At 62.0% G+C, this 26,908-nt stretch carries 16 protein-coding genes and 1 pseudogene; 14 read left to right on the top strand and 3 right to left on the bottom strand.

The genetic code is table 11. The features are described 5' to 3' along the window. From M0746_RS11125 to M0746_RS11060, 14 genes and pseudogenes are all read left to right on the top strand, one after another. The gene (locus M0746_RS11125; RefSeq protein WP_258449205.1) at positions 1 to 954 is read left to right on the top strand and encodes a D-2-hydroxyacid dehydrogenase family protein; all 954 of its coding nucleotides are present in this window, start codon (positions 1 to 3) and stop codon (positions 952 to 954) included. A 584-nt stretch (positions 955 to 1,538) separates the two neighbouring features. After that, the gene (glgA, locus tag M0746_RS11120) at positions 1,539 to 3,125 is read left to right on the top strand and encodes a glycogen synthase GlgA (protein ID WP_208937384.1); all 1,587 of its coding nucleotides are present in this window, start codon (positions 1,539 to 1,541) and stop codon (positions 3,123 to 3,125) included. A gap of 17 nt (positions 3,126 to 3,142) precedes the next feature. Next, a pseudogene (gene treZ, locus M0746_RS11115) lies at positions 3,143 to 4,938 on the top strand (malto-oligosyltrehalose trehalohydrolase). Next, positions 4,935 to 7,013, top strand: coding sequence for a 4-alpha-glucanotransferase (gene malQ, locus M0746_RS11110; RefSeq protein WP_258449204.1), 2,079 nt, complete (start codon positions 4,935 to 4,937; stop codon positions 7,011 to 7,013). The pseudogene treZ and the gene malQ overlap by 4 nt, the downstream one beginning before the upstream one ends. After that, positions 7,010 to 9,778, top strand: coding sequence for a malto-oligosyltrehalose synthase (locus M0746_RS11105; RefSeq protein ID WP_258449203.1), 2,769 nt, complete (start codon positions 7,010 to 7,012; stop codon positions 9,776 to 9,778). The genes malQ and M0746_RS11105 overlap by 4 nt, the downstream gene beginning before the upstream one ends. Before the next feature lie 27 nt (positions 9,779 to 9,805). Next, the gene (locus M0746_RS11100) at positions 9,806 to 10,153 is read left to right on the top strand and encodes a DUF2934 domain-containing protein (protein WP_258449202.1); all 348 of its coding nucleotides are present in this window, start codon (positions 9,806 to 9,808) and stop codon (positions 10,151 to 10,153) included. 186 nt (positions 10,154 to 10,339) lie between these two features. Continuing rightward, positions 10,340 to 12,532 (top strand): glycogen debranching protein GlgX, encoded by a 2,193-nt coding sequence (gene glgX, locus M0746_RS11095; protein ID WP_446731339.1) that lies wholly within the window; start codon positions 10,340 to 10,342, stop codon positions 12,530 to 12,532. A gap of 1 nt (position 12,533) precedes the next feature. Beyond that, a complete protein-coding gene (locus tag M0746_RS11090; RefSeq protein WP_258449201.1) occupies positions 12,534 to 13,532 on the top strand; it encodes an acyl-CoA dehydrogenase in 999 nt (332 codons plus the stop codon). Beyond that, positions 13,529 to 14,287 (top strand): PIG-L deacetylase family protein, encoded by a 759-nt coding sequence (locus tag M0746_RS11085; RefSeq protein ID WP_258449200.1) that lies wholly within the window; start codon positions 13,529 to 13,531, stop codon positions 14,285 to 14,287. The genes M0746_RS11090 and M0746_RS11085 overlap by 4 nt, the downstream gene beginning before the upstream one ends. After that, positions 14,284 to 14,883, top strand: coding sequence for a nodulation S family protein (locus tag M0746_RS11080; RefSeq protein WP_258449199.1), 600 nt, complete (start codon positions 14,284 to 14,286; stop codon positions 14,881 to 14,883). Before M0746_RS11085 ends, M0746_RS11080 begins: the two co-directional genes overlap by 4 nt. Continuing rightward, positions 14,880 to 15,566, top strand: a complete 687-nt coding sequence (locus tag M0746_RS11075; RefSeq protein WP_258449198.1) for a glycosyltransferase — start codon at positions 14,880 to 14,882, stop codon at positions 15,564 to 15,566. Before M0746_RS11080 ends, M0746_RS11075 begins: the two co-directional genes overlap by 4 nt. A gap of 151 nt (positions 15,567 to 15,717) precedes the next feature. Continuing rightward, on the top strand, positions 15,718 to 16,476 hold the full coding sequence (locus tag M0746_RS11070) for a PIG-L deacetylase family protein (RefSeq protein ID WP_258449197.1): 759 nt from the start codon (positions 15,718 to 15,720) through the stop codon (positions 16,474 to 16,476). 212 nt (positions 16,477 to 16,688) lie between these two features. Then, positions 16,689 to 17,471, top strand: coding sequence for an endonuclease/exonuclease/phosphatase family protein (locus M0746_RS11065; protein ID WP_258449196.1), 783 nt, complete (start codon positions 16,689 to 16,691; stop codon positions 17,469 to 17,471). Between the two features lie 386 nt (positions 17,472 to 17,857). Then, a complete protein-coding gene (locus M0746_RS11060; RefSeq protein WP_258449195.1) occupies positions 17,858 to 18,928 on the top strand; it encodes an autotransporter domain-containing protein in 1,071 nt (356 codons plus the stop codon). A 126-nt stretch (positions 18,929 to 19,054) separates the two neighbouring features. Here the strand turns inward: M0746_RS11060 and glgB are convergent, their stop codons facing one another. The 3 genes from glgB to M0746_RS11045 all read right to left on the bottom strand — a co-directional run bounded on the left by glgB (position 19,055) and on the right by M0746_RS11045 (position 26,791). Beyond that, positions 19,055 to 21,289 (bottom strand): 1,4-alpha-glucan branching protein GlgB, encoded by a 2,235-nt coding sequence (glgB, locus tag M0746_RS11055; RefSeq protein WP_258449194.1) that lies wholly within the window; start codon positions 21,287 to 21,289, stop codon positions 19,055 to 19,057. A 2-nt stretch (positions 21,290 to 21,291) separates the two neighbouring features. Beyond that, positions 21,292 to 24,633 carry a maltose alpha-D-glucosyltransferase gene (treS, locus tag M0746_RS11050; RefSeq protein WP_258449193.1) on the bottom strand — a complete coding sequence of 1,114 codons (3,342 nt, stop codon included), beginning with the start codon at positions 24,631 to 24,633 and terminating at the stop codon, positions 21,292 to 21,294. Between the two features lie 160 nt (positions 24,634 to 24,793). Further along, positions 24,794 to 26,791 carry an alpha-1,4-glucan--maltose-1-phosphate maltosyltransferase gene (locus M0746_RS11045; protein WP_258449192.1) on the bottom strand — a complete coding sequence of 666 codons (1,998 nt, stop codon included), beginning with the start codon at positions 26,789 to 26,791 and terminating at the stop codon, positions 24,794 to 24,796. Positions 26,792 to 26,908 lie beyond the last annotated feature (117 nt).

Genomic DNA, 26,908 nt, shown 5'->3' with positions numbered 1-26,908 from the left:
ATGGCGGTGCAGATTGCAGTGATTGATGACTGGCAGGACGTGGCCCGCGACGTGGTCGACTGGTCAGTCCTCGAGAACATCGGTGAATTGACCTTCGTGCATGACTACCCGGCAGACAACGCCACCCTGGCCGAACGTCTGGGCCGCTATCAGGTGATCTGCGTGATGCGCGAGCGCACGCGTTTCGACGAGGACCTGCTCAAGCGCTTGCCGGCGCTCAAGCTGCTGGTCACCGGCGGCATGCGCAATGCGGCGCTGGACATGCAGGCGGCGGCGAAACTCGGAATCAAGGTGTGCGGCACCGACAGTTACAAGCACGCCGCGCCCGAGTTGACCTGGGCGCTGATCATGGCTGCCACGCGCAATCTGCTCAACGAAGCCAACGCCTTGCGCAACGGCCAGTGGCAGCAAGGGCTGGGCGGCGATCTGCATGGCAAGACTTTGGCCATTCTCGGTCTGGGCAGCATCGGCCAGCGCGTGGCGCAGTTCGGCCAGGTGTTCGGCATGCGCGTGATTGCCTGGAGCGAAAACCTCACTGCCGAACGCGCCCAACAGGTCGGCGTGACCTACGTCAGCAAGCAGGAGCTGTTCGAGCAGGCCGATGTGCTGTCGGTGCACCTGGTGCTCAGCGAACGCAGCCGCGGGCTGGTCGACGCGCAGGCGTTGGGCTGGATGAAGCCGACTGCGTTGCTGGTCAACACCGCGCGCGGACCGATCGTCGACGAAGGCGCTTTGATCAAGGCTCTGCAGAAACAGCACATTGCCGGGGCAGCGCTGGATGTCTTCGACGCGGAACCACTACCGGCCCTGCACCCGTTTCGCACACTCGACAATGTGCTGGCGACGCCGCATGTGGGGTATGTCAGTCGGCAGAACTATGCGCAGTTCTTTGCGCAGATGATCGAGGATATTCAGGCATGGGCTGCGGGGGAGCCGATTCGCCTGCTCAATTGAAGGCATCGCAAATCAAGCGGTGTAGCGCAAATCGCTATCGCGAGCAGGCTCACTCCTACATTTTGGAATGCGTCCCCCTGTAGGAATGAGCCTGCTCGCGATAGCGCCCGGATAGCCACCACCACCCCTTGCACCACAACAGTGCAACCGCCCTCCCCGCTAGCACAAAATCGTGACCGCCCAGTCACCGTTTTGGCCCTCCGTCGCAAAAAAAACCTGCCCTTCGTCGGTGCGTTTGCTCCGATTCAGCAAAAATTTCTTACGAACAAACCGATTGTCGAACAATTTACCCATTTGCTCTGGCCCGCTCTAGGATCTGGCCTAGACTGATTTTCACCGGGTGAAACCGCCCGGTCACATCGTCGAAAAAAACTCGAAACTTTTGCATCGCGCGTCGGGTCATCAAGAAGACAGAGCCAAAACGACTGGTGCAATCCTTGCAATGGCTTCACCACCCATTCTGCTTGCGCGTGTTGGGTAGCGTTTGCTCACCGATGCGTGGCGCGTTTGCGCCCGGTCACAGGACGTGGCTCTGAACTTCGTTTGTACGAGACAAGAACAGATCAACACAACGGGAGATACATATGATCAGTGCGGCATTGGATATTCAGGGAGAGCGTGCTCACCAGGTGATTGGCGACTCGAGCACTGTCAGCGTTCCCGGCAGCCGATCGATCAACGTTCCCGGCACCCGGACGCTGGCTCCGGTCGCGAGCCAGAATCCCAACAAGAAAAAGGTTTTGTTTGTCACGTCGGAGATCGCCGATCTGGTGAAAACCGGCGGCCTGGGCGACGTATCCGCCGCTCTGCCCCGCGCCATGGCGCATCTGCATGATGTGCGCGTGCTGATTCCTGGTTACCCGCAAGTGATGCACAGCGAAAACCCGATTCACATCATCGGCGAACTCGGTGGCCACGCCGCGCTGCCACCATGCAAGATCGGGCGCATGGACATGCCCGACGGTCTGGTGATCTACGTGTTGATCTGCCCCGAACTCTACGAGCGTGAAGGTGGCCCTTACGGCGCCAACAACGGCCGCGACTGGCCGGACAACCATATTCGTTTCGCCCGCCTCGGCCTGGCCGCTGCCGATATCGCCGCCAACCTTGCGCAGATTCACTGGTGCCCGGACCTCGTCCACGCCCACGACTGGCCAGCGGGTCTCGCCCCGGCCTACATGCACTGGCGCGGTCAGCGCACGCCGACGCTGTTCACCATTCACAACCTCGCGTACCAGGGCGTGACCAGCCTCGGTTCCTGCCCGGAACTGGGTATTCCCGCCCACGCCCTGCAGCAGGAAGGCATGGAATTCTACGGCAAGATGTCGTTCCTCAAGGCCGGCATGGCCTATTCCAGCCACATCACCACGGTCAGCGCCACCTACGCGCAGGAAATCACCACCCCGGATTTCGGCTGCGGCCTCGACGGTTTCCTCGCCGCCAAGACCCAGCAAGGCTTGCTCAGCGGCATCCCCAACGGCATTGACGAGAGCTGGGATTCGGCCACCGATCCGCACCTCTTCGCGCCTTTCGCCATTGGCGACTGGGAAGGCAAAGCGGTCAACGCCGCCCATGTTCGCGAGCTGTTCGGCCTCAACGACTCGACCGGCCCGCTGTTCGCCGTGGTCTCGCGCCTGGTCTATCAGAAAGGTCTGGACCTGACTGAAGCGGTGTCCGAGTTCATCGTGCAGAACGGTGGCCAGATCGCAATCATCGGCCGTGGCGAGCCGGAGGAAGAACAGGCCATGCGTGAGCTGGCACTGCGCTTCCCTGGGCAGATCGGCGTACGCATCGGCTTCAACGAGACTGACGCGCGGCGCATGTTCGCTGGCAGCGATTTCCTCTTGATGCCGTCGCGTTACGAGCCTTGCGGCCTGAGCCAGATGTACGCCCAACGTTTCGGCTCATTGCCGGTGGCACGTAATACCGGCGGCCTGGCCGACACCATTGAAAACGGCGTGACCGGTTTCCTCTTCGATGAATCCACCGTCGACAGCTACAAGGAGGCCCTGAGCCGCGCATTCAAGGTGTTTGCCTTCCCCGAGCTGCTCAACGCCATGCGGTGCCGGGCAATGGCGGCGCCATTCAACTGGAGCAAAGCGGTGGAACCGTACGCTGAACTGTACGAACAACTGGTGGCCAAGGCATTGGGTAAAGCCAGCCACAAATAATCAGGGAGGTTTCAAAGATGCCGTCAAGGACCCAAGAAACCTGGCCCCACGGCGCAATCGTGCTGGACGCCGAACACACGCAATTTGCTCTGTGGGCTCCCGATGCGTTTTACGTCAGTGTTGAACTGGCCGATGGTCAATCGTTGCCCATGCTGCCGCAGGGTGACGGATGGTTTGTGATCAAGGCCCGCTGTCCGGCGGGCAGTCGCTACCGCTACTGTATCGATGGCGAACTGGAGGTGCCGGACCCGGCCTCCAGAGCGCAGGACGGCGACCTCGACCGCCACAGCGTGGTGGTTGACCCGCACGCTTACACCTGGCGACACAGCACCTGGACCGGGCGGCCGTGGAACGAAGCGGTGATCTACGAGCTGCATGTCGGTGCGCTCGGTGGCTTCGCCGAAGTCGAGCAACATCTGGCCCGGCTCACCGCACTGGGCATCACCGCCATTGAACTGATGCCGCTGGCGCAATTCCCCGGCGACCGCAACTGGGGTTACGACGGCGTCCTGCCCTACGCCCCGCAAGCCTCATATGGCACCCCCGAACAACTCAAGCATCTGATCGACACCGCCCATGGTCATGGTCTGGCGGTGATCCTCGACGTGGTCTACAACCACTTCGGCCCGGACGGCAACTACCTGCACCGCTACGCCAAAAGCTTCTTCCGTGAGGACCAGCACACGCCATGGGGCGCGGCGATCGATTTCCGCCGCCCGGAAGTGCGCGAATTTTTCATCGAGAACGCACTGATGTGGGTGCTCGAATATCGCTTCGACGGCCTGCGTCTGGATGCCGTGCACGCCATTGGCGACTCTGACTTCCTGCGCGAAATGGCCCAACGCGTGCGTCAACAGGTCGATCCGGCCCGTCACGTCTGGCTGACCGTTGAAAACGAGCTGAATCAGGCCAGCTTGCTGGAGCACGATTACGACGCGCAATGGAACGATGACGGGCATAACGCGCTGCACGTGCTGCTGACCGGCGAAACCGACGCCTATTACGCTGATTATGCCGAGCAACCGACTGAGCAACTGGTGCGCTGCCTGAGTCAGGGTTTTGTTTTCCAGGGTCACGTTAACCGTCATGGCGAACGGCGCGGCGAACCGAGCGAGCATTTGCCGTCCACGGCATTTGTGCTGTTTCTGCAGAATCATGACCAGATCGGCAACCGCGCGTTTGGCGAGCGCTTGCATCAACTCGCCGACCCGCGCGCATTGCAGGCAGCCACGGTATTGCTGTTGCTCTCGCCGATGGTTCCACTGATGTTCATGGGGGACGAGTTCGCCGCCGAGCAGCCGTTTCTGTTTTTCACCAGTCATCACGGTGAACTGGCCGAACTGGTGCGTGAAGGCAGGCGCAACGAATTCGCCGCATTCAGCGCCTTCGCCGATCCGCACAAACGCGAGACGATCCCCGACCCGAATGCCGAAGCAACCTTCCACGCTTCCCAACCACGGCAAGAAAACGGCAATCAACGCCAGCAGCAAACCCTCGAGCTTTACCGCGAACTGTTGCACCTGCGTCATCAGCACATCACGCCCCACCTGCCCGGCACGCAAACGCTGGGCGCGCAGAAACTCGGTCACGCCGCCGTGAGCGCACGCTGGCGGCTGGGCGATGGCAGTGAGCTGCGAATTGACCTGAACCTCAGCGACACGCCAGTGGTCAACCCTCCACACACCGATGCCGTGTGGCTGTTTCAGCAGCCGGGCGGCGTCCCCCGGATTCGGGCGAACTGCCCGCGTATTGCGCGCTTGTCAGCCTCACGGCCGCAACCCCTTTGCTACCTCTGGATGGAGAGCGCCTATGAGCGATGCGCAACTGGAAATACTCGCCAGCCGAGCCGGCCTCGCCGTCGACTGGATCGACGCCAATGGGCGTCAGCAGAAAGTCGCTCCTGCGGTATTACGCAATGTCTTGATCGGCCTCGGCCACCCCGCCAGCACGGCACAGGAAATCGACGCCAGCCTGCTGGAATTGCAAGCGGCGCAACAGGATCATCACTTACCGCCCCTGCTCACGTGCGATGTCGGCGCACCGTTGGACTTGACGCGCTATTTCGCCCCGGAAACCCCTTGCGAGATTCACCTTGAAGACGGCTCGCGCCTGGACCTGAAGCTTGATTCGCAGGCGATGTTGCCCGGCATTGTTCCCGTCGGTTATCAGCAAGTGCATATCGGCGATCAATATTTCACCCTGGCAGTGGCGCCGGAACGCTGCTTCAGCGTCGCCGACGCCGTGGACAATCCGATCCCGCGCGCCTGGGGCCTGAGCGCGCAGTTGTATGCCTTGCGCCGCCCCGGCGATGGCGGTTTCGGCGACACCCTTGCCTTGGAAGAACTGGTGCGCGTGGCCGGTGAGCGCGGCGCCGACGCCGTGGCGATCAGCCCGATGCACGCGATGTTCAGCGCGGACACCAGCCGCTACAGCCCGTATTCGCCATCGAGTCGTCTGTTTTTGAATTCCCTGTATGCCGCGCCCGGCACGATTCTCGGCGAACGAGCATTACGCGACGCCATCGAGGCGTCCGGCCTGGGCAACCAGTTCGCGCAGCTTGAAGACCTGACGCTGATCGACTGGCCGGCCGCGGCCGAGGCCAAGCAGAAACTGCTGCAAGCCTTGTACGACGGCTTTGTCGCTGGCGATCACCCGTTGCACCCGGACTTCGCCAGTTTCCGCCACAGCGGCGGCGAAGCGCTGGAGAACCATTGCCGTTTCGAAGCGATTCAGGAAATGCGCGCCGCCCGTGGCGAAAGCCTCGACTGGCGCGAATGGCCGGAGCACTGGCGTGATCCGCGTGGCGCCGCGCTGGCGGCCTTCGCCGAGGAATACGCCGAGCGCATTGGCTACTTCGCCTTTTGCCAATGGCTGATCCAGCGCTGCCTGGAACGCGCACAGACTGCCGCGCGCAGTGCCGGCATGAGCATTGGCCTGATCGCCGATCTGGCAGTGGGTGCCGATGGCGCCGGCAGCCAGGCCTGGAGCTTTCAGGATGAGTTACTGGCCTCGCTGACCGTGGGCGCACCGCCGGACATCCTCAATCGTTCCGGTCAGGGCTGGGGCATCTCCGCGTTCTCGCCCGAAGGTCTGGTGCGCAACGGCTTTCGCGCCTTCATCGACATGCTGCGGGCCAATTTCGCCCACGCCGGTGGCCTGCGCATCGACCACGTCATGGGCCTGCAACGGCTGTGGGTGATCCCCAATGGGGCCGATCCCGCTGACGGCGCGTACCTGTATTACCCGTTCGACGACATGCTGCGTTTGCTCACGCTGGAATCCCATCGTCACCAAGCCATCGTGCTTGGCGAGGACTTGGGCACGGTGCCCGAAGGCTTGCGTGAAAAACTCGCCGCGCGCTCGATGCTGGGCATGCGCGTGCTGCTGTTCGAGCAGGACAACACGCATTTCAAGCCTATTCTCGACTGGCCGGATAACGCCCTGGCGACCACCAGCACCCACGACCTGCCGACGCTCAATGGCTGGTGGCACGGTCGTGATATCGACTGGAACGCGCGCCTCGGGCTGGTCGACGCCAACGGCGAGATCGACTGGCGCCATCACCGCCAGCGCGAACGCGAAGGCCTGCGCAATGCGTTGAGCCAGGACCCGCAAAACTTCCGCGAGGAATCCCACGAGGCCGACCAAGTGGTCGATGCCAGCGTGCGGTTCCTCGGCCACACCCGTGCGCCACTGGTCCTTTTGCCGCTGGAGGATGCCCTCGGCATCAACGAGCAGGCGAATCTGCCGGGGACCACCGACACCCACCCGAACTGGTCGCGGCGCTTGCCGGGCACCAGCGAAACGCTGCTCGACACCGACGATGCCGCGCGACGCCTGGAACTGCTCGCCTGCGCCCGACTCCAGGCTGCCGAGCGTGACCAATGAACCAAACGCTTATCCAGCCGCTGCGCGCGACCCTGCGGCTGCAATTTCATAAAGGCTTTACCCTCGAACAAGCGGTGCCACTGGTGCCGTACTTCGCCCGCCTCGGCATCAGCCATGTCTACGCCTCGCCACTGCTGGCGGCGCGCGCCGGCTCCATGCACGGTTACGACGTGGTCGACCCGACCCAGGTCAACCCGGAACTGGGCGGCGAACCGGCGCTGCGGCGTCTGGTCAGTACCCTGCGCGAACACAACATGGGGCTGATTCTCGACATCGTCTCCAACCACATGGCGGTGGGCGGCAGCGACAACCCATGGTGGCTCGACCTGCTCGAATGGGGCCGACTGAGCCCTTACGGCGAATTCTTTGATATTCAGTGGCATTCCCCGGACCCGTTGATGGAAGGCCAGTTGTTGCTGCCGTTCCTTGGCAGCGATTACGGTGTGGCGTTGCAGGAAGGCACGCTGAGGATGCAATTCAACGCGCAGACCGGCGGCTTCTACGTCGAGCATTACGACCATCACTTCCCGATCTGCCCGAACGATTACGGCGAATTGCTCAAGGGCGATGAAGCGCTGAAATCCCTGGCCGATCGTTTCAGTGCGCTGAGTTATCAGACCGATGCGCATTCGCTGTCGATTCCGTTGAAACAGGAACTGCAGCAACTGGCCAGCGACCCGCAGATCCTCGAAGCGATCCAGCGCAATCTGCAGCACTACGATTCGACCACGACGGAAGGCTTCGACAAGCTGCATCAGTTACTAGAACGTCAGAGCTATCGCCTCGCCAGTTGGCGCACCGCCGCAGATGACATCAACTGGCGGCGCTTTTTCGACATCAACGAACTCGGCGGTTTGCGCGTCGAACGTCCGGCAGTGTTCGAAGCCACCCACGGCAAGATTTTCCAGTTGATCGAAGAAGGTCTGGTCGACGGTCTGCGCATCGACCATATCGATGGCCTCGCCGATCCGCGGGGATACTGCCGCAAACTGCGTCGGCGTCTCGACAGCCTCGCGCCGGGGCGGCACTTGCCGATCTACGTCGAGAAAATTCTCGGCGCTGGCGAAACCCTGCGCCGCGACTGGGCGGTGGACGGCACCACCGGTTATGAATTCATGAATCAGCTGTCGCTGTTGCAGCACGATCCGGACGGTGAACATGTCCTCGGTGAACTGTGGCAGCGGCGCACCGAACGCCCCGCCGCGTTTATCGAAGAAGCGCAATTGGCACGTCAGCAGATTCTCAACGGCTCGCTGGCCAGCGACTGCGAAAGTGTCGCCCAGGCTTTGCTGCAAGTGGCCCGCGATGACCTGATGACCCGCGACCTGACGCTCGGCGCGATCCGCCGGGTGTTGCAGGCGTTAATCGTGCATTTCCCGGTGTACCGCACCTATGTCAGCGCCATGGGCCGCTCGGAACAGGACGAAGTGTTCTTCCAGAAAGCCATGGACGGTGCCCGGCAAACCCTCAGCGAAGCCGACTGGCCGGTGCTCGATTGCGTCGCTGGCTGGCTCGGTGGCACGCCGTGGCGACGCAAGCCGCGCGGGCGGTCGCGCAAGATTCTCAAGCACGCCTGCGTACGTTTCCAGCAACTGACCTCACCCGCCGCCGCCAAAGCCGTCGAAGACACCGCGTTGTATCGCTCGGCAGTCCTGCTGTCGCGCAACGATGTCGGCTACGACACCGAGCAGTTCAGCGCACCGCTGAGTGACTTCCATGCCGTCAACCAACAGCGTCTGAGCGAATTTCCGGACAACTTGCTCGCCACTGCAACCCACGACCACAAACGTGGCGAGGACACCCGCGCGCGGCTGGCCGTGCTCAGTGAGCGCAGCCATTGGTATGCCGAACAGGTCGAATTGTGGCGCGCCCTCGCCCGCCCGGTGCGCAGTGACGAGCAGATGCCGTCGAATGGCGATGAACTGATCCTCTATCAGGCCTTGCTCGGCAGTTGGCCGCTGGACCTGCGCGATGACGATCAGGCCGGTTTCGCCGACTACGCCAAGCGCATCTGGCAGTGGCAACAAAAGGCCCTGCGCGAAGCCAAGCTGCAAAGCAGCTGGAGCGCGCCGAACGAAGCCTATGAAAACGCTGCGCAGGCCTTCACCGAAAAACTCCTGACCAGCGCTGAAGGCGAACTGTTGCGTGCGGCGCTGAGCAAGACCGTCAACAGCATCGCCGCCGCCGGCGCCCTCAATGGCCTGGCGCAAACCTTGCTGCGCATGACCGTGCCGGGGGTGCCGGATGTGTATCAGGGCAACGAGTTCTGGGACTTCAGCCTGGTCGATCCGGACAATCGCCGGCCGGTGGATTACACCGCACGCGCGCAGGCCTTGGAAGCGGAATCGGCACCCGCCGAACTGCTGGCGAACTGGCGCGACGGGCGCATCAAGCAAGCGTTGATCGCCGAGGTGCTGAACCGGCGCGCCGAGCATGCGGAACTGTTCCGCCGTGGCAGCTATCAGCCCCTCGAGGTGCTGGGCAGTCAGGCGCACAACGTGCTCGCCTTCGCCCGCGAACACGAAGGCAAACGGGCCGTTGTGATCGTGCCGGTGCGGTGCGCGACCCTGCTGGAAAACAGTGCCCTGCCACAGGTGGATGCGCTGCGCTGGGGCGATACGCGGGTGGTTTTACCGTTCGCCGCCTCCGAGACAAACCTGAAGGGACTTTTTGCCAGCGCCGCAGTCACAAAAAACAGGGAGCTGAATGTCAGCGAAGCGCTGGGGGATGTCCCGGTCAATCTCTTTATCCAACACTTAACGTAAGCATGAGTTCAGTTCAGGAGTATTGCGATGAGCACCGACGATAAACGCATTCGCGAATTCGCTTATCAGATATGGGAATCGGAAGGTAAACCCGAAGGCCATGAGGAGCGCCACTGGGAGATGGCGCGCAAGCTGGCCGAGGCCGAAGCACTGGCGCCGAAGAAGCCGCCAAAGGCCACGGGCAGCAAAACCGCCGGCAAGACCGCGACCAGCAAGGCGACTGAGGGTAAAGCGGTAAACGGCAAGACCACGCCGGCGGCGAAAGCCAAACCGGCAGCGAAGGCCAAGCCGGCCAGCACCCCGAAAGTGGTGCCGCCAGGCGAAAAAGCCGTCGAGAAAAAACCGCGCGCGCCGAGAAAGCCTCCGGCGATCTGACGCTACTCGAGTATTGAACTGAACGAACGTGTGGCGGGCTTGCTCGCCATCGAGGGCCAACTCGCCCTCAAGAAACACACATCCCTTTGTAGGAGTGAGCCTGCTCGCGATAGCGGTGTACCCATTGACACTTTGGTTGGCTGACACACCGCTATCGCGAGCAGGCTCACTCCTACAGGGTTTTGCATCAGCCCAGAATTTGTTTTTTGCAGGAGCAATCATGACCCGTCCAAAAAAGCCGAGCCCGCCGCGCATGCCGAGCCGTCCAGAATCCGTGAAGGCCTGCCCTTCCCGCTCGGTGCGACCTGGGATGGTCTGGGGGTAAACTTTGCTCTGTTTTCCGCCAATGCCACCAAAGTCGAACTGTGCATCTTCGACGATGCCGGTGAAGTCGAACTCGAGCGCATCGAACTGCCCGAGTACACCGACGAGATCTACCACGGCTATTTGCCCGATGCGCATCCCGGCCTGATCTACGGCTACCGCGTTTACGGCCCTTATGATCCGGCCAACGGCCATCGCTTCAACCACAACAAATTGCTCATCGACCCGTATGCCAAGCAACTGGTCGGCGAATTGAAGTGGTCGGAAGCGCTGTTCGGCTACACCATCGGCCATCCGGACGCCGACCTCAGTTTCGATGAACGCGACAGCGCGCCGTTCGTGCCCAAGTGCAAGGTCATCGACCCGGCGCACACCTGGGGCAACGACCACCGCGTCAGCGTGCCATGGGACAAGACGATCATTTATGAAACCCACGTGCGCGGCATCAGCATGCGTCACCCTTCCGTGCCGGAAAACGTACGCGGGACCTTTGCCGGGCTGATGGTCGACGACGTGCTTGAACACGTCCGCAAGCTCGGCGTGTCGACCGTCGAATTGCTGCCGATCCATGCCTTCGTCAATGACCAGCATCTGCTGCAAAAAGGCATGACCAACTACTGGGGCTACAACAGCATCGCCTTCTTCGCCCCGGACCCGCGCTACCTGGCCAGCGGCAAGATCGCCGAGTTCAAGGAGATGGTCGCGCACCTGCACGATGCCAATCTCGAAGTGATCCTCGATGTGGTCTACAACCACACGGCCGAGGGCAACGAGCAAGGCCCGACCCTGTCGATGCGCGGGATCGACAACGCCTCGTACTACCGCTTGATGCCCGACGACAAGCGCTACTACATCAACGATTCCGGGACCGGCAACACCCTCGACCTGAGCCATCCATGCGTGCTGCAAATGGTCACCGACTCGCTGCGCTACTGGGCCAGCGAGATGCACGTTGACGGTTTCCGCTTCGATCTGGCGACCATTCTTGGGCGTTATCACGACGGTTTCGACGAGCGTCACAGCTTCCTCGTCGCCTGCCGTCAGGACCCGGTGCTGCGTCAGGTGAAAATGATCGCCGAGCCGTGGGACTGCGGTCCCGGCGGTTATCAGGTGGGCAATTTCCCGCCGGGCTGGGTCGAGTGGAACGACAAGTTCCGCGACACCGTGCGCGCGTTCTGGAAAGGTGATGACGGCCAGCTCGCCGACTTCGCCAGCCGCATGACCGCTTCGGGCGAGATGTTCAATCAACGCGGGCGCCGGCCGTATGCCTCGGTGAACTTCGTCACCGCGCACGACGGTTTCACCCTCAACGATCTGGTCTCGTACAACGACAAACACAACGAGGCCAACGACGAAAACAATCAGGACGGCAGCAACAACAACCTGTCGTGGAACCACGGCGTCGAAGGCCCGACCGACAATGCGGAAATCAACGCCCTGCGCCACCGGCAGATGCGCAACTTCTTCGCCACGTTGCTGCTGGCCCAAGGCACGCCAATGATCGTCGCCGGCGATGAGTTCGCCCGCACCCAGGACGGCAATAACAATGCCTATTGCCAGGACAGCGAAATCGGCTGGGTCAACTGGGACCTGAGCGAAGACGGCAAGGCCCTGCTGAAGTTCGTCAAGCGCCTGATCAAGCTGCGTCTGGCCTACCCGATCCTGCGTCGTGGGCGTTTCCTGGTCGGCGAGTACAACGAGGACATCGGCGTCAAGGACGTCACCTGGCTGGCGCCGGACGCCACCGAGATGACCACCGAGCACTGGCACGATGCGCACAACCGCTGCCTGGGCATGCTGCTCGACGGTCGCGCGCAGGAAACCGGGATCCGCCGCAAGGGGGCCGACGCGACGCTGTTGCTGGTGGTCAACGCGCACCACGACATTGTCAATTTCGTCCTGCCGGAAGTGCCCGACGGCGGCTTCTGGACGTGCATGGTCGATACCAATCAACCGGCGATTCGCGGCCAGGAACGCTTCGAATTCGGCCACGAATACTCGGTGACCGGGCGCTCGTTGCTGTTGTTCGAACTGCAACGCGACGAAGAAGAGTGATATGGACCTGCAAAGTTATCTGGCCCGACGCGCGCCGGATTACCCCGCCACTGCCGCCCTCGGCCAATGCCTGCGGGCCATGGTCGAGGCCGGACTGGATCGCTTGCCACTGCCCGGCAGCGGTCACACCCTGGAACGTTTTCAGCGTCTGGCGGCGGTCGGCGGGCATGATCTGGGTCTGTGCAAACTCTACGAGGGGCACACCGACGCGCTGGCCATCATCGAACAATTGGGCGGCACCCCGACGCCGGGCAGCACCTGGGGCATGTGGGCGGCAGAACCGCCGCAGGCGCGGGTAAAGGTCAGCCCGGCCGGGCACATGGTCAATCTCAACGGGCGCAAGGCCTGGTGTTCCGGCGCCGCGGTGCTCAGCCATGCCCTGCTCACGGCGTGGGACGCTGACGATCAGCAGCAACTGGTTGCGGTGGCCCTCGACCAACCCGGCGTAACCATCACCGAGCACGGCTGGCAAGCCGTGGGCATGAGCGCCACCGGCAGCGTCGAGGTCGTATTCGAGAATGCCGAAGCTCAAGCCATCGGCGATCCCGGCGACTACCTGCGACGGCCGGGCTTCTGGCAAGGCGGGATCGGCATTGCCGCGTGCTGGTACGGTGCGGCGCGGCAGATCGGCGAACGTTTACGCCAACACTGTGCCGAACGCGATGAGCCGCACGCGCTGGCGCACCTCGGTGCGGTCGACGCTGCCTTGCAGGCGGCCGCCGACGTGCTGCGCTTCAGCGCTTTGCAAATCGACGCCCAGCCCGAAGCCGACGCCGAACTGCTGGCGCGGCGTGCGCGGGCGGTGGTCGAGCAATCCGCAGAACAGGTTTTGCGTGACACCGGCCGCGCACTGGGCGCGGGGCCGTTTTGTCAGGACCGGCGCTTCGCGCATCTGGTGGCGGACCTGCCGGTGTTCCTGCGCCAGAGTCATGCCGAGCGTGATCTCGCCGCCCTCGGGCAAAGGGTCGCGCAGCAACCCGGCGAGGTCTGGGCGCTATGAAAGCCAACCCGATTGTCGGCCAGGGCACCTCGCTGCATCAGTGGCAGAACTCGCGGCGCCTGGCGGAACTACCGGTAATCGATGTACTCAGCCTGGTACCGCCCGGCGCGCGGGCCGTGATCGTCGCGCCGCACCCGGATGACGAAGTGCTCGGTTGCGGCGGGCTGATGCAACTGCTCGCCGCGGCCGGACGGCCGATGCAACTGATCTCGGTCACCGACGGCAGCGCCAGCCATCCCGGCTCGACCCGCTGGCCGGTCGAACGCCTGAGCATCGTGCGCCCGCAGGAATCTGCCGAAGCCTTGCGCCGTCTCGGTTTGCCGATGCACAGCCTGAAATGGCTGCGCGGTGGCTTCACCGACACACAGGTGGCGGTGCAGGAACAGGCGCTGAGCGAGTTCATTCAAAGCTATTTGCATCCGCATGACGTGCTGTTTACCACGTGGCGTGAGGACGGCCACAGCGATCATGAAGCGGTCGGTCGCGCCAGTGTTGAAGCAGCGCGTCGGGCCGGCGCGGTGTGCCACGAATTACCCGTCTGGACCTGGCACTGGGCAACGCCGGAAGACGCGGCGGTGCCGTGGCAGCGCGCGCGCAAGATTTTGTTGTCGCCAACGCACGTCGCACGCAAACGCCACGCCGCCCATGCGTTCGCCAGCCAACTGGAAGGCGATCGCGATGCCGGACTTGCGCCGGTATTGGCACCGTATGTCCTTGAACGCCTGTTGCAGCCGTTCGAAGTGGTGTTCCTGTGAGTGTCGAGGATCGTTACTTCGACGGTTTGTTTGCCGGTAACGACGACCCGTGGGCGTTCCGTCAACGCTGGTACGAACAGCGTAAACGCGCGATCACCCTCGCCACACTGCCGCGTCCGCACTATCGGGCGATCTTCGAACCGGGATGCGCCAACGGTGAATTGAGCGCCGAGCTGGCCAACCGTTGCAGTCGTCTGCTGTGCTGCGACACTGCCGCCGCGGCGGTGAAGCTGGCGCAAACGCGCTTGAGCCTGTTCGACCATGTCGAAGTGCGGCAGAACCGCCTCCCCGGTCACTGGCCCGAGGAAAAATTCGACCTGATTGTATTTAGCGAAATCGGCTACTACCTCGACCGTCAGGATCTGACGGAAGTGATCCGCCACATCAGCAACTCCCTGACCGCCGACGGCCAATTACTGGCCTGCCACTGGCGCCCGCCGATCGAGGGCTGCCCGTTGAATGCACGCCAGGTCCACGATCAGATCCATGAACAGCTGGCATTGCCGCGTCTGGCGCTGCATCAGGAAGCGGATTTTATTCTTGAGGTGTGGAGTCGCGAGCCACGTTCGGTGGCGGCGCTGGAGGGCTTGCGTTGATTGGGATCGTGATTCCGGCACACAACGAAGAGGCCTTGCTCGATGAGTGCCTGCGCGCCGCATTGCGCGCCAGTGAACATGCGCAACTGGGCGGCGAGGAAGTGCAAGTGCTGGTGGTGCTCGACAGCTGCACCGATCGCTCGGCGCAGATCGTCAGTCGCTACCCGGTGCTCAGCTTGCCGATTGACGCGAGCAATGTCGGCGAAGCGCGCGCAGTCGGCGCCTGGTGGCTACTCGAGCGCGGCGCACGCTGGATCGCCTGCACCGACGCCGACAGCCGCGTCGCCGACGATTGGCTGGTCGCCCAGCTCGGCCTGCAGGCGGACGCGGTGTGCGGCACGGTGACCGTCGAGCACTGGCCCGACTCGGTCGATGAAGCCGCGCAAATCCGCTACCACCGCCACTATCAAGCGCGTGAGGGGCATCGACATATCCACGGCGCCAATCTGGGCTTCAGCGCCGCAGCCTACATAAGCGCCGGCGGCTTCAAACCGTTGGCCTGCGATGAGGACGTGCACCTGGTGCGCGCCCTGGAACGCGCGGGTGCGCACATCGCCTGGAGCCATCGTCCACGGGTGCACACCAGCGCCCGCCTCGACAGCCGCGCCCGTGGCGGATTCGGCGACTTTTTGCGCAACCTGGCACAGTCAGGCGAAAAAAATGCGGATCAGATCGATCTGTGACGCGACGAATCCCGCGTCTTGAGCAATACTCTGCATCGCGGTAACCCAAGGGTCGGAGCACCGCAGCATTGCAATCCATTTTGCCATCAGCGTTCGCGGCCAGCGTTTGTGACCGATGACGCCGGGCATGCCACACAAGGACGTCGCACTCATGAAACCGCTCATCCTCAATGACAGCAACCTGCCGGCGCAAATCTGGAACTCGGCCGCGCAGCTCGACAGCATTCCCGTCATCAACACCCTCAGCCTGGTGCCCGCCGGCGCCCGCGCCGTATTGATCGCTCCGCATCCCGGCGATGAGGTGGTGACCTGCGGCGGCCTCCTGCAGTTGCTTTCCAACCTTGGCCACCCGCTGCAATTGCTGTCGATCACCGATGGCAGCGCCAGCCACCCCGGCTCGCGGCAATGGTCGGAAAAACGCCTCAGCGTGTTCCGCCCACAGGAAAGCGTCGAAGCGTTGCGCCGCCTCGGCCTGCCGATGCACAGCCTGAAATGGGTGCGCGGCGGTTTCACCGACAACGCGTTGCGCGAGCAGGAAGCGCAGATCTGCGAGTTCATCGGCCGTTACCTGCGCCCCGGCGACGTGGTATTCAGCACCTGGTGCAACGACGGCAATGATGACCATGAAGCGGTCGGTCGAGCCAGCGCCAAAGCCGCCGAGCAGGCAGGCGCCCGCTACCATGACGTGCCGGTCTGGGCCTGGCACTGGCCGGAGCGCGAGCAGTCATCGATCCCTTGGGAACGGGCGCGCAAACTGCGCCTCGACACCTGGACCGTCGCGCGCAAAAGCCACGCCACCCACGCCTACGCCAGCCAGCTCAACGGTGAGCCGGCCATCGGCATCGCGCCGTTGCTGCCGCCGGCAATTCTGGAGCGGATGCGCCTGCCGTATGAAATTGTCTTCGTCTGACAATGATCGCCCCCCTGTAGGAGTGAGCCCTGTGGGAGCGAGCCTGCTCGCGAATCGGCCGTCACATTCAACATTTCATTCGGCTGACCCAGCGCTTTCGCGAGCAGGCTCGCTCCCACACGGGGTCGGTGGTATTCAATGACCATAAGACGGAACTGCCACCCCTCCCCATCAGTCGCATGAACAAGCGTGCGCAATTTCGAGGAGTGAACGTGTCCAGCGAACCCGAGCGTCAGCGTGTCGACGCACCCGTCATTCATCGCCTGCGCGTGTTGACGGTCAACACCCACAAGGGCTTCACCGCACTCAATCGCCGATTCATCCTGCCCGAGCTGCGCGAAGCGGTGCGCAGTACGGCGGCCGATCTGGTGTTTTTGCAGGAAGTGGTGGGTGAACATGAACGGCATTCGAGCCGCTACAACGAATGGCCGCAAACCTCGCAGTACGAATTTCTCGCCGACAGCATGTGGAGCGATTTTGCCTACGGGCGCAACGCCGTGTATCCCGACGGCCATCACGGCAATGCCCTGCTGTCGAAGTACCCGATCCGCGAATACCGCAACCTCGACGTGTCGATCACCGGCCCGGAACGGCGGGGCTTGTTGCATTGCATACTCGATGTGCCGGGGCACGCCGAGGTGCATGCCATCTGCGTGCACTTGAGCTTGTTGGAAAGTCACCGGCAATTGCAGCTGAAGCTGCTGTGCCAGCTACTGGAATCACTGCCCGACGATGCCCCGGTGATCATTGCCGGCGACTTCAACGACTGGCAGTTGCAAGGCAACGCCGCGCTCGCGCGGCGCGACTATCTGCATGAGGCATTCGAGCGCCATCACGGGCGTCCGGCCAAGACGTATCCGGCGCGCTTCCCATTGCTGCGCCTGGACCGGATCTACCTGCGCAATGCCAGCAGCCATGACCCGCAGATCCTCGGCAACAAACCGTGGACGCATCTTTCCGATCATTTGCCGCTGGCGGTGGAAGTGCATCTGTAGACGCAATTTTGACAGTGCTTCGATTGACGCACCCGTTAAACGCAGCGCTGCCCACCCGCGTCGGCGACCTTCTGTCGGCGATCCGATGCCTCTGCCTCGCGGCTTGCAAGCCGATTCCCTACACAAACAAACGCTTAGCTATGCACGGCAAATCAATTAGTTGACGACGCTGCTTTTCAATTACCACTCATCGTTCAATTTCTTGACGGACGTCCGCTGCTCTTCTTATCTCTACCTTACTACCCCGGAATTACTACCGGGACGAACCTCCGGCCACTCGCAAAAGCGAGCGGTCACGGCTCGCCCCGCTCCATTCGGTCGCCCCTCGTTCGGGGTAGGAGAGGCGCCACATCGAGATGCCGCATGCGCCCGCAAGGTAGACCGCCATGAAAACTTCACTCACCCCCCAAGAGATCAAAATCACTTTCTGCACCCTGTCGAGCTCGATCCTGTTGTGCTCGTCCATGGAGGCCCGGGCAGGGTCCGCCGAGGATGACAGCAGCAACTGGTATCGTGCGGACGTACCGGTGATGACGCTTCCCGCCACGGTGATTACCCCTGACCCGCAGCACCAGGGCCCACGGCAGGATCTGCACGGCTCACGACTGATCAGCGAAAATCTCGCACCATCGGCTTGGGACGAGTTGTACGGGCGCAATGCGCGGCAGGCGCAAACCGATGTCTTGTCGTCCGGCTACGCAATGCCCGGCAGCGGCGAGAGCAAAGGGCCGGCGTTGCTGACCCTGCAAAGCAACAACGGTTTTACCCAAACCGTCGGTGTGATCGGTGGCGACAATCAGATCCACGCCAATCGCAACGGCCCGCTGACCAGCCGCGCCCTCGCCGACCCCGGCACTGACATACTGAATCTGCAGGGCCAAAGCCTCGGCGCCTATTACAGCCTGACCAGCGCTCAGGGCTGGCACGTCGACCTGTCCGCCAGCGCCGGCCGGGTCAGTGGTTTCAGCCGCAATGCGCAAGGCGTTCGCCAGGCCAGTGAAGGCAGCGCGATGACCTTCTCGGTCGAGGGTGGTTTCCCCATCGGGCTGAGCGAAAACTGGGTAGTGGAACCGCAGGCGCAGCTGATCAATCAACGCATCAGCCTCGACACGCCTTACGCCGGTTCCGGCAATGCCTCGTCGAGTGACCTGACAGCGTGGAGCGGTCGCGTCGGTGCGCGCTTGAAAGGCAGCTACGATTTGAACGGCCTGCCGGTCGAACCGTACGTGCGCACCAACCTCTGGCACACGGTCTATACCGGCAGCACGGTAACCCTGGATCAGGTCGACAAGATCAGCAGCAGCCGCAAGTCATCGACCGTGGATTTAGGCCTCGGACTGGTGGCACGCATGAGTCCCACGGTGAGCCTGTATGTCAGCGCCGATTACAGCAGCGACGTCGATGACAATGATTTGAACGGGTTGATTGGTAGCCTGGGAGTGCGGATGCGTTGGTGATTTCAGCTTCACCCATAGCCCCCTGTGGGAGCTGGCTTGCCAGCGATGGCGGCGTGTCAGTCACTGTCAATGCTGAAAGTGCCCGCGTCATCGCGGGCAAGCCCGCTCCCACAGGATCTGGGTGGTTTACTGACGCTCCGGCTTGAGAATCAACACCGCCAGCGGCGGCAGGTTCAATTCCAGCGACAACGCCTGCCCATGGCTTGGCACCTCTTCAGTCTGCGCCCCGCCGCCGTTGCCATAATTGGAACCGGCGTAGGTCTCGGCATCGCTGTTGAGCAGTTCCTTCCAGCGCCCGGCGAACGGCACGCCAACCCGATAGGCTTGACGTGGTACCGGCGTAAAGTTGGCCACCACCAGCACCGGCTCGCCCTCCTTGCTCCAGCGCAACCATGCGTAAACACTGTTGATCGCATCGTCACCGATCAACCACTGGAAGCCCTGCGGCGCGTCGTCCTGATCGTGCAGCGCCGGTTCCTCGCGATACAGTCGATTGAGATCGCCGACCAGCTTCTGCACGCCCTTGTGCTCGGAATATTGCAGCAGATACCAGTCCAGTTGCTGATCGTGGTTCCACTCGCGCCACTGGCCGAATTCGCAGCCCATGAACAGCAGCTTTTTGCCCGGGTGAGTCCACATGAAGCTCAGATAGGCGCGCAGGTTGGCGAATTTCTGCCAGCGATCGCCGGGCATTTTGTCGATCAGCGAGTGCTTGCCGTGCACCACTTCGTCGTGGGAGATCGGCAGGATGAAACGTTCGGACCAGGCGTAAACCAGACCGAAACTCAGCTCGTTGTGATGGTGCGCGCGGTACACCGGGTCCTGCTGGATGTAATGCAGCGAATCGTGCATCCAGCCCATGTTCCATTTGTAGGAAAAGCCGAGGCCGCCCTGCTGGGTGCTCTGGCTGACACCGGGCCATGCAGTGGATTCTTCAGCGATCACCAGCGCGCCCGGCGCTTCCAGTTCGACCACGTCGTTCAAGTGGCGCAGAAAGTCGATCGCCTCAAGGTTCTCGCGGCCACCATGACGGTTCGGCACCCATTCGCCGGCCTTGCGCGAATAGTCGCGATAGAGCATCGAAGCCACCGCGTCGACGCGCAAACCGTCGATATGGAAATGCTTCAACCAGTGCAACGCCGAAGCGAGCATGTAGCCGTGCACTTCGGTGCGGCCAAGGTTGTAGATCAGCGTGTCCCAGTCCTGATGGAAGCCTTCCAGCGGGTTGGCATATTCGTACAGCGCGGTGCCGTCGAATTGCGCCAGGCCGTGGGTATCGGTCGGGAAATGCGCCGGCACCCAGTCGAGGATCACGCCGATGTCGGCCTGATGGCAGGCGTTGACGAAGGCAGCAAACTGGTCTGGCGTGCCATAGCGCGCGCTCGGCGCGAACTGCGAGAGCAACTGATAACCCCATGAACCACCGAACGGGTGTTCCATGATCGGCATCAGTTCGATATGGGTGAAACCCAGCTCTTTCACGTACGGAATCAGTCGATCAGCCAGCTCCGGCCAGGTGTACTGACGCGCCACTTCGCCAAGGTCGTCCAGTTCGCACTGCCACGAACCGGCGTGCAATTCATAGATCGACAGCGGCTTGGCGCGTTGCTGACGCTCGCGGCGGCCGCTCATCCAGTCTTGATCCTGCCAGTCGATCTGCAACGGCGAGGCGACTTTCGAGGCGGTGTCCGGCGGCAGGCTGGTGGCCAGCGCCATCGGGTCGGCCTTGAGCGGCAGAATGCCGTGCGAGCCAAGAATTTCGTATTTGTACAACTCACCCGCTTGCATACGCGGAATGAACAGCTCCCACACCCCTGATGGATGACGCAGGCGCATCGGATGGCGGCGCCCGTCCCAGACGTTGAAATCACCAACCACCGAGACCCGGCGGGCATTCGGCGCCCACACGGCGAAGCGTACGCCATCGACGCCATCGACGGTTTTCAGCTGCGCACCGAGGCAAGCACTGAGGTCACGGTGATTGCCTTCGGCGAACAGGTACAAGTCCATCTCGCCGAGCAACTGGCCGAAGCTGTAAGGATCCTCCGCCACTTGCTCGCCACCCGCCCAGCGGGTGCGCAGCAAGTACGAACGCGCCTGGGCAAAGTGGCCGACGAACAGGCCCGGCGTTTCGGTCATTTCCAGCGGACCGAGTTCTTCGCCGCTGTCCTTGTCCAGCACTGCCACGCTCAGTGCGCCGGGCAGATAGGCGCGAATGAATTGCCCGCCAGCGCCATCGCCGTGCGGACCGAGAATGGAAAAAGGATCGTGATGTTCAGCACGCACCAGGGCATCGATATCTTTTGCCGAGGGCAGCAAGGCCTCTTTGACCTGACCCTGTTCCTTGTTCGAGAAACTCATGACTACTCTCCACCAAGATCGGAAAAGGGTTTAAGCCCCGTCAATAACCCATACAAACCGTGCAATGGCACGGGCAACCACGTGGGGCGATTCAAGGCTTCATAGGCCACTTCATAGGCCGCCTTCTCCAGGCCGAACAGCGCCAGCGCGGCGTCGGCACCTGCAGGATCCTGCCAGGCATGATCAAGGTTAGCCGCTGCCTGGCGATAGGCCTGAACAAAAGCCTCGCGGGCTTCACGCAGATAGCGTTCGGCGACGCGTTTACGCGCAGCTTCGGCTTCGGCGCTGTTATCGACGTTGTGCACGTTGATGGTCATCGCCGCTGCGTAATCAAACGAGCGCAGCACCCCGCTGACGTCCTTGTACGGACTGTGTTTGCCACGGCGCTCACTCAATGGCCGGGCCGGTTCGCCCTCGAAGTCGATCAGGTAAGCATCGCCCTTGATCACCAACACCTGCCCCAGATGCAAGTCGCCGTGGACGCGAATGCGCAGCCCGCCGGTGGCTTTTTTCGCCAGATCCTGCACATGGGCGAGGATGGTTTTCTTGTCGTCGATCAAGCGCTTGACCAGTTTCTGGTCGGCGGCATTGAGTTCGCCCTGATGCTGCTTGAGCAGGGTCAGCGCGCGCTCGACTTGCGCGGCCACGTCCTTGCCGGTCGCCTGCATGTCCTTGGCCGACGCCACTTGCGGTGCAAAATCGGCATTGTCAGTGGGCGCGGCGAGCACCTGATGCATCTCGCCCAGACGCTGGCCGAGCATGCCGGCAAAATCCTTCAGCTCGCCGAGGGCGTTGTAGTGTTGCTCCTGCTCGGAGACGGCATCGGCCAACTCGTCGCGCAGCGCCCGTTCCAGATTGTTCTGTGTCCATTCCCACGCATCGCCCTGATTACTCAGATAGCCCTGGGCGATCATCAGCAGGTTGTCTTCGCCTGCGCCATCGCGGCGAATCACCGAACCCAGCAGTGGAGAGATATTGGCAAATCCGGCCTCGGTCAGGTAAGCGCTCATCTCCAGTTCCGGGTGTACGCCAGAAGCGACTTTACGTATCAGCTTAAGCACCAGGCTGTTGCCGAGCACCACCGAGCTGTTCGACTGTTCGGCCGACAGATAACGCACTTCCGACTCCGCGCCGAGGCCGAGTTTTTCCAGATGCGGTGTAGAGGCAAAGCGAATTTCCCCCTCGGCCGACTCCAGCACCGTGTCGTTCTGCATGCCTTGCAGCACTGCGCGCACAAAGGCTTCGAGGCTGAACGCATCGGTGATCAGGCCAACCTGTCGCACACGTCTTACACGCGACAGCGCCAATTGCTGCGGCAACGCCGGGCCGACCTGATCCTCTGCGATGAAGCCGAACGGCAATTGATAGCGATGGGTCTGGCCGCCAGCAGTGACTTCGATTTCGCTGAGCAGCACCGGATGCTGGGCATCGCCGAAACGCACGCCGTAAGCCATGTGGACCTTCTCGATCGCCGCGTCCTTGCCGGCGAACCAGCGTCGATTCTGTAACCAGTTCGGCAGAATGCTTTGTTCCAGCGTTGTACGCGACGGCGCTTCGAGCAGTTCTTCCATGCGTTTTTTCAGCACCAGCGTGGTGAAATCCGGCAGGCTCTGCGCCGGCTCGACGTGCCAGCTCGGCATCTGGTTTTCTGCGGCCAGACCGAACCAGTAGAAGCCATACGGCGCCAGGGTCAGGAGGAAATTCAACTGGCCGATCGGTGGAAAGGCGTTACCGCCGAGCATTTCCACCGGGACCATGCCGGCATAGGCCGAGAGGTCCAGCTCCACCGCTTGCGCACTGCGCGACACGTTGGCCACGCAGAGAATGATCTCGTGCTTGCCGTCGACATCGGTGTATTCGCGGATATACGCCAGCACCCGCCGGTTGTTCGGCGAGAGCATCTTCAACGTGCCACGACCGAACGCCTTGGACTGCTTGCGCACGGCGAGCAGGCGACGCGTCCAGTTCAGCAACGAATGCGGGTCGCCGGACTGGGTTTCGACGTTGACCGACTGATACCCATAGAGCGGGTCCATGATCGGTGGCAGCACCAGACTCGCCGGGTCGGCGCGGGAGAAACCGCCGTTGCGGTCGATCGACCACTGCATCGGTGTGCGCACGCCGTCGCGGTCGCCCAGATAGATGTTGTCGCCCATGCCGATCTCATCGCCGTAATACAGGGTCGGCGTGCCAGGCATCGACAACAACAGGCTATTGAGCAATTCGATGCGGCGGCGATCGCGCTCCATCAACGGCGCCAGACGGCGGCGGATGCCGAGGTTGATCCGCGCGCGACGGTCAGCGGCGTAGTAATTCCACAGGTAATCGCGCTCCTTGTCGGTGACCATTTCCAGGGTCAGCTCATCGTGGTTGCGCAGGAAAATCGCCCACTGGCAGTTGGCGGGAATTTCCGGGGTCTGACGCAGAATATCGGTGATCGGGAAGCGATCCTCCTGCGCCAACGCCATGTACATGCGTGGCATCAACGGGAAGTGAAAGGCCATGTGGCATTCATCGCCGTTGACGCCGGCGGCATCGGTATCACCGAAGTACAACTGCGTGTCTTCCGGCCATTGATTGGCCTCGGCGAGCAGCATGCGGTCGGGGTAGTTGGCGTCGATCTCAGCGCGGATCTGCTTGAGGACGTCGTGGGTCTCCGGCAGGTTTTCGTTGTTGGTGCCGTCGCGCTCGATCAGGTACGGGATGGCATCCAGACGCAGGCCGTCGATACCCATGTCCAGCCAGTAACGCATCACCGACAGCACGGCTTTCATGACTTGTGGATTGTCGAAGTTCAGGTCCGGCTGGTGCGAGTAGAAGCGGTGCCAGAAGTATTGACCGGCGACCGGGTCCCAGGTCCAGTTGGACTTCTCAGTGTCGAGGAAGATGATCCGCGTGCCGTCGTATTTCTGATCGTCATCCGACCAGACGTAGAAATCCCGCGCCGCCGAGCCGGGCTTGGCCTTGCGCGCGCGTTGAAACCACGGGTGCTGGTCCGAGGTGTGGTTGATGACCAGCTCGGTAATCACTCGCAAGCCGCGCTTGTGCGCCTCGGCAATAAAACGCCGCGCATCGGCCATGGTCCCGTAATCGCTATGCACGCCGCGGTATTCGGCGATGTCGTAGCCATCATCGCGACGTGGCGATGGATAGAACGGCAAAAGCCAGATGGTGTTGACGCCGAGGTCGGCGATGTAATCGAGTTTGGCGATCAAGCCGGGAAAGTCGCCGATTCCGTCATTGTTGGAGTCGTAAAACGATTTGACGTGAACCTGATAGATCACCGCGTCCTTGTACCAGAGCGGGTCTTTGATGAAGGCGGCTGCCTTGGGTTTCTTCGCCATGTGAAACTCCTGTTGAATACTTGAAGACAACCTGCTTTACAAAGCAATGAGGTCATTGTGGGAGCTGGCTTGCCAGCGATTGCGGTGGAACAGCACCGAAAATGCTGGCTGACCCAACGTCATCGCTGGCAAGCCAGCTCCCACAGGAAAATCGCCAGCCTTACGTAGCGCTGATCCGCCAGATCCCGAACGGCTGATACGCCGGGTCGATGCGCATGAACTGGTATTTGCCATGCCAGTCCCAGCGGTGGCCGTTCATCAAGTCCTCGCCGTGGGTGGTCGCATCGTCTGGCAGACCCATTTCCCACAATGGCAGTTCAAAATTCGCTTCCTGGACGTTATGCGGATCAAGGCTGACCGCCACCAGAATGAAATTGCTGCCATCCGCGCTGCGCTTGCCGAAGTACAGAATGTTGTCGTTCCAGGCGTTGTAGATCTTCAGGCCCAGGTGCGTGTGCAGCGCCGGGTTCTGTCGACGGATGCGGTTGAGCTGGGCGATCTCGGCAATGATGTTGCCCGGCGCGGTGAAGTCGCGGACGCGGATCTCGTATTTCTCCGAATCCAGGTATTCCTCCTTGCCCGGCACCGGCGCCGACTCACACAGTTCAAAACCCGAATACATGCCCCACAGACCAGAGCCCATGGTTGCCAGCGCCGCGCGGATGAGGAACCCGGGGCGCCCGGAGTCATGCAGGAACGCCGGGTTGATGTCCGGCGTGTTGACGAAGAAATTCGGCCGGTAGCATTCACGCCACGGCGACTGGTTCAGCTCAGTGAAGTACTCAGCCAGCTCGGCCTTGGTGTTGCGCCAGGTGAAATAGGTGTAGCTCTGCGTGTAACCGACCTTGCCCAGACGCGCCATCATCGCCGGGGTGGTGAAGGCTTCAGCGAGGAAGATCACTTCAGGGTACAGCGCGCGCACGTCGGCGATCAGCCATTGCCAGAACGGCAGCGGTTTGGTGTGCGGGTTGTCGACGCGGAAGATCTTCACACCCTCCTTCACCCAACCGATGACGATGTCACGCAACTCGACCCACAAGCTCGGAATCGCATCCGGCGCATAAAAGTCGACGTTGACGATGTCCTGATATTTCTTCGGCGGGTTCTCGGCGTATTTGATCGTGCCGTCCGGGCGCCAGTTGAACCAGCCCGGATGCTCTTTGAGCCACGGGTGATCCTGCGAGCACTGGATGGCGAAATCGAGGGCGATCTCCAGCCCATGATCGGCGGCCGCTGCGACCAGCCGGCGAAAATCTTCGCGCGTGCCGAGTTGCGAGTGGATCGCTTCGTGGCCACCCTCCTCGCTGCCGATCGCATACGGACTGCCGGGATCATCCGGGCCGGCGGTCAGCGAATTGTTACGACCCTTGCGATGGGCGCGACCAATCGGGTGGATCGGCGTGAAGTACAGCACGTCGAAGCCCATGTCCTGAATCATCGGCAAACGTGAATGCACATCGTTGAACGTGCCGTGGCGCTTGGGATCGTCGGTGATCGAGCGCGGAAACAGTTCATACCAACTGGCGAACTCAGCCAGTTCACGTTCAACGTCTACGGCGAATTCAGGGCTGATGCTCAAATAGGCGCGGTGATCGGCCTGGGCCATCAACTCTGCACTGCGCGAGTGCAGGAACAATGCAACCTGCTCGGTTTCGAGCAGACCGGACAATTCGTGGTGCAGCGCTGCGAGGTCTTCGCTGAGCTGACCTTCGCTGCGTTCGGCGGCCTGCTGCACCATGCTGCGGCCTTCCTGCAGTTCCAGCGACACCGGCACGGCGGCGCTGTGCTTTTTCTCCAGTTCATACTGGAAGCTGGCGAAGTGATCGATCCATGCCTCAATGCAGTAAACGTAGCGGCCCTGCTCCTCTGGGCGGAACTGGCCTCGCCAGCCGTTATTGCCCTGATCGGCCATCACTTCGGTCTGCCATACCTCGGCGCCGGCTTCGCGCCAACGGATGCGCACCGCCAGTTTGTCGTGGCCATCGGCGAAGACTTTGCTGGTCACGACCACATCGCGCCCGGCGATCGATTTGACCGCGAACTGCCCGCCGTCGAGAGTCGGCATGGTGTTTTCGATGACGATACGCGGCAGCAGCAAGGCCTGCGACAGCGGCATGTGCGGGTTGTAGCTGTGCTCGGAAGGTTTATCAGCAGTCATTGAGCATCTCTCCTTCTACGCCCCAAGGACGCTCTTGTGCCTGATCACTGTTCGCGACAAGGCAGCCGCCCCGTGTTGAACTCACTTAGGTTCCGAGCGACCAGCGCGGAAAAAGTT

Source organism: Pseudomonas sp. S11P7 (assembly GCF_023195435.1).
GTDB classification, from domain to species: Bacteria; Pseudomonadota; Gammaproteobacteria; order Pseudomonadales; family Pseudomonadaceae; genus Aquipseudomonas; species Aquipseudomonas fluorescens_G.
This window is presented reverse-complemented; position numbering and strand designations above follow the sequence as displayed.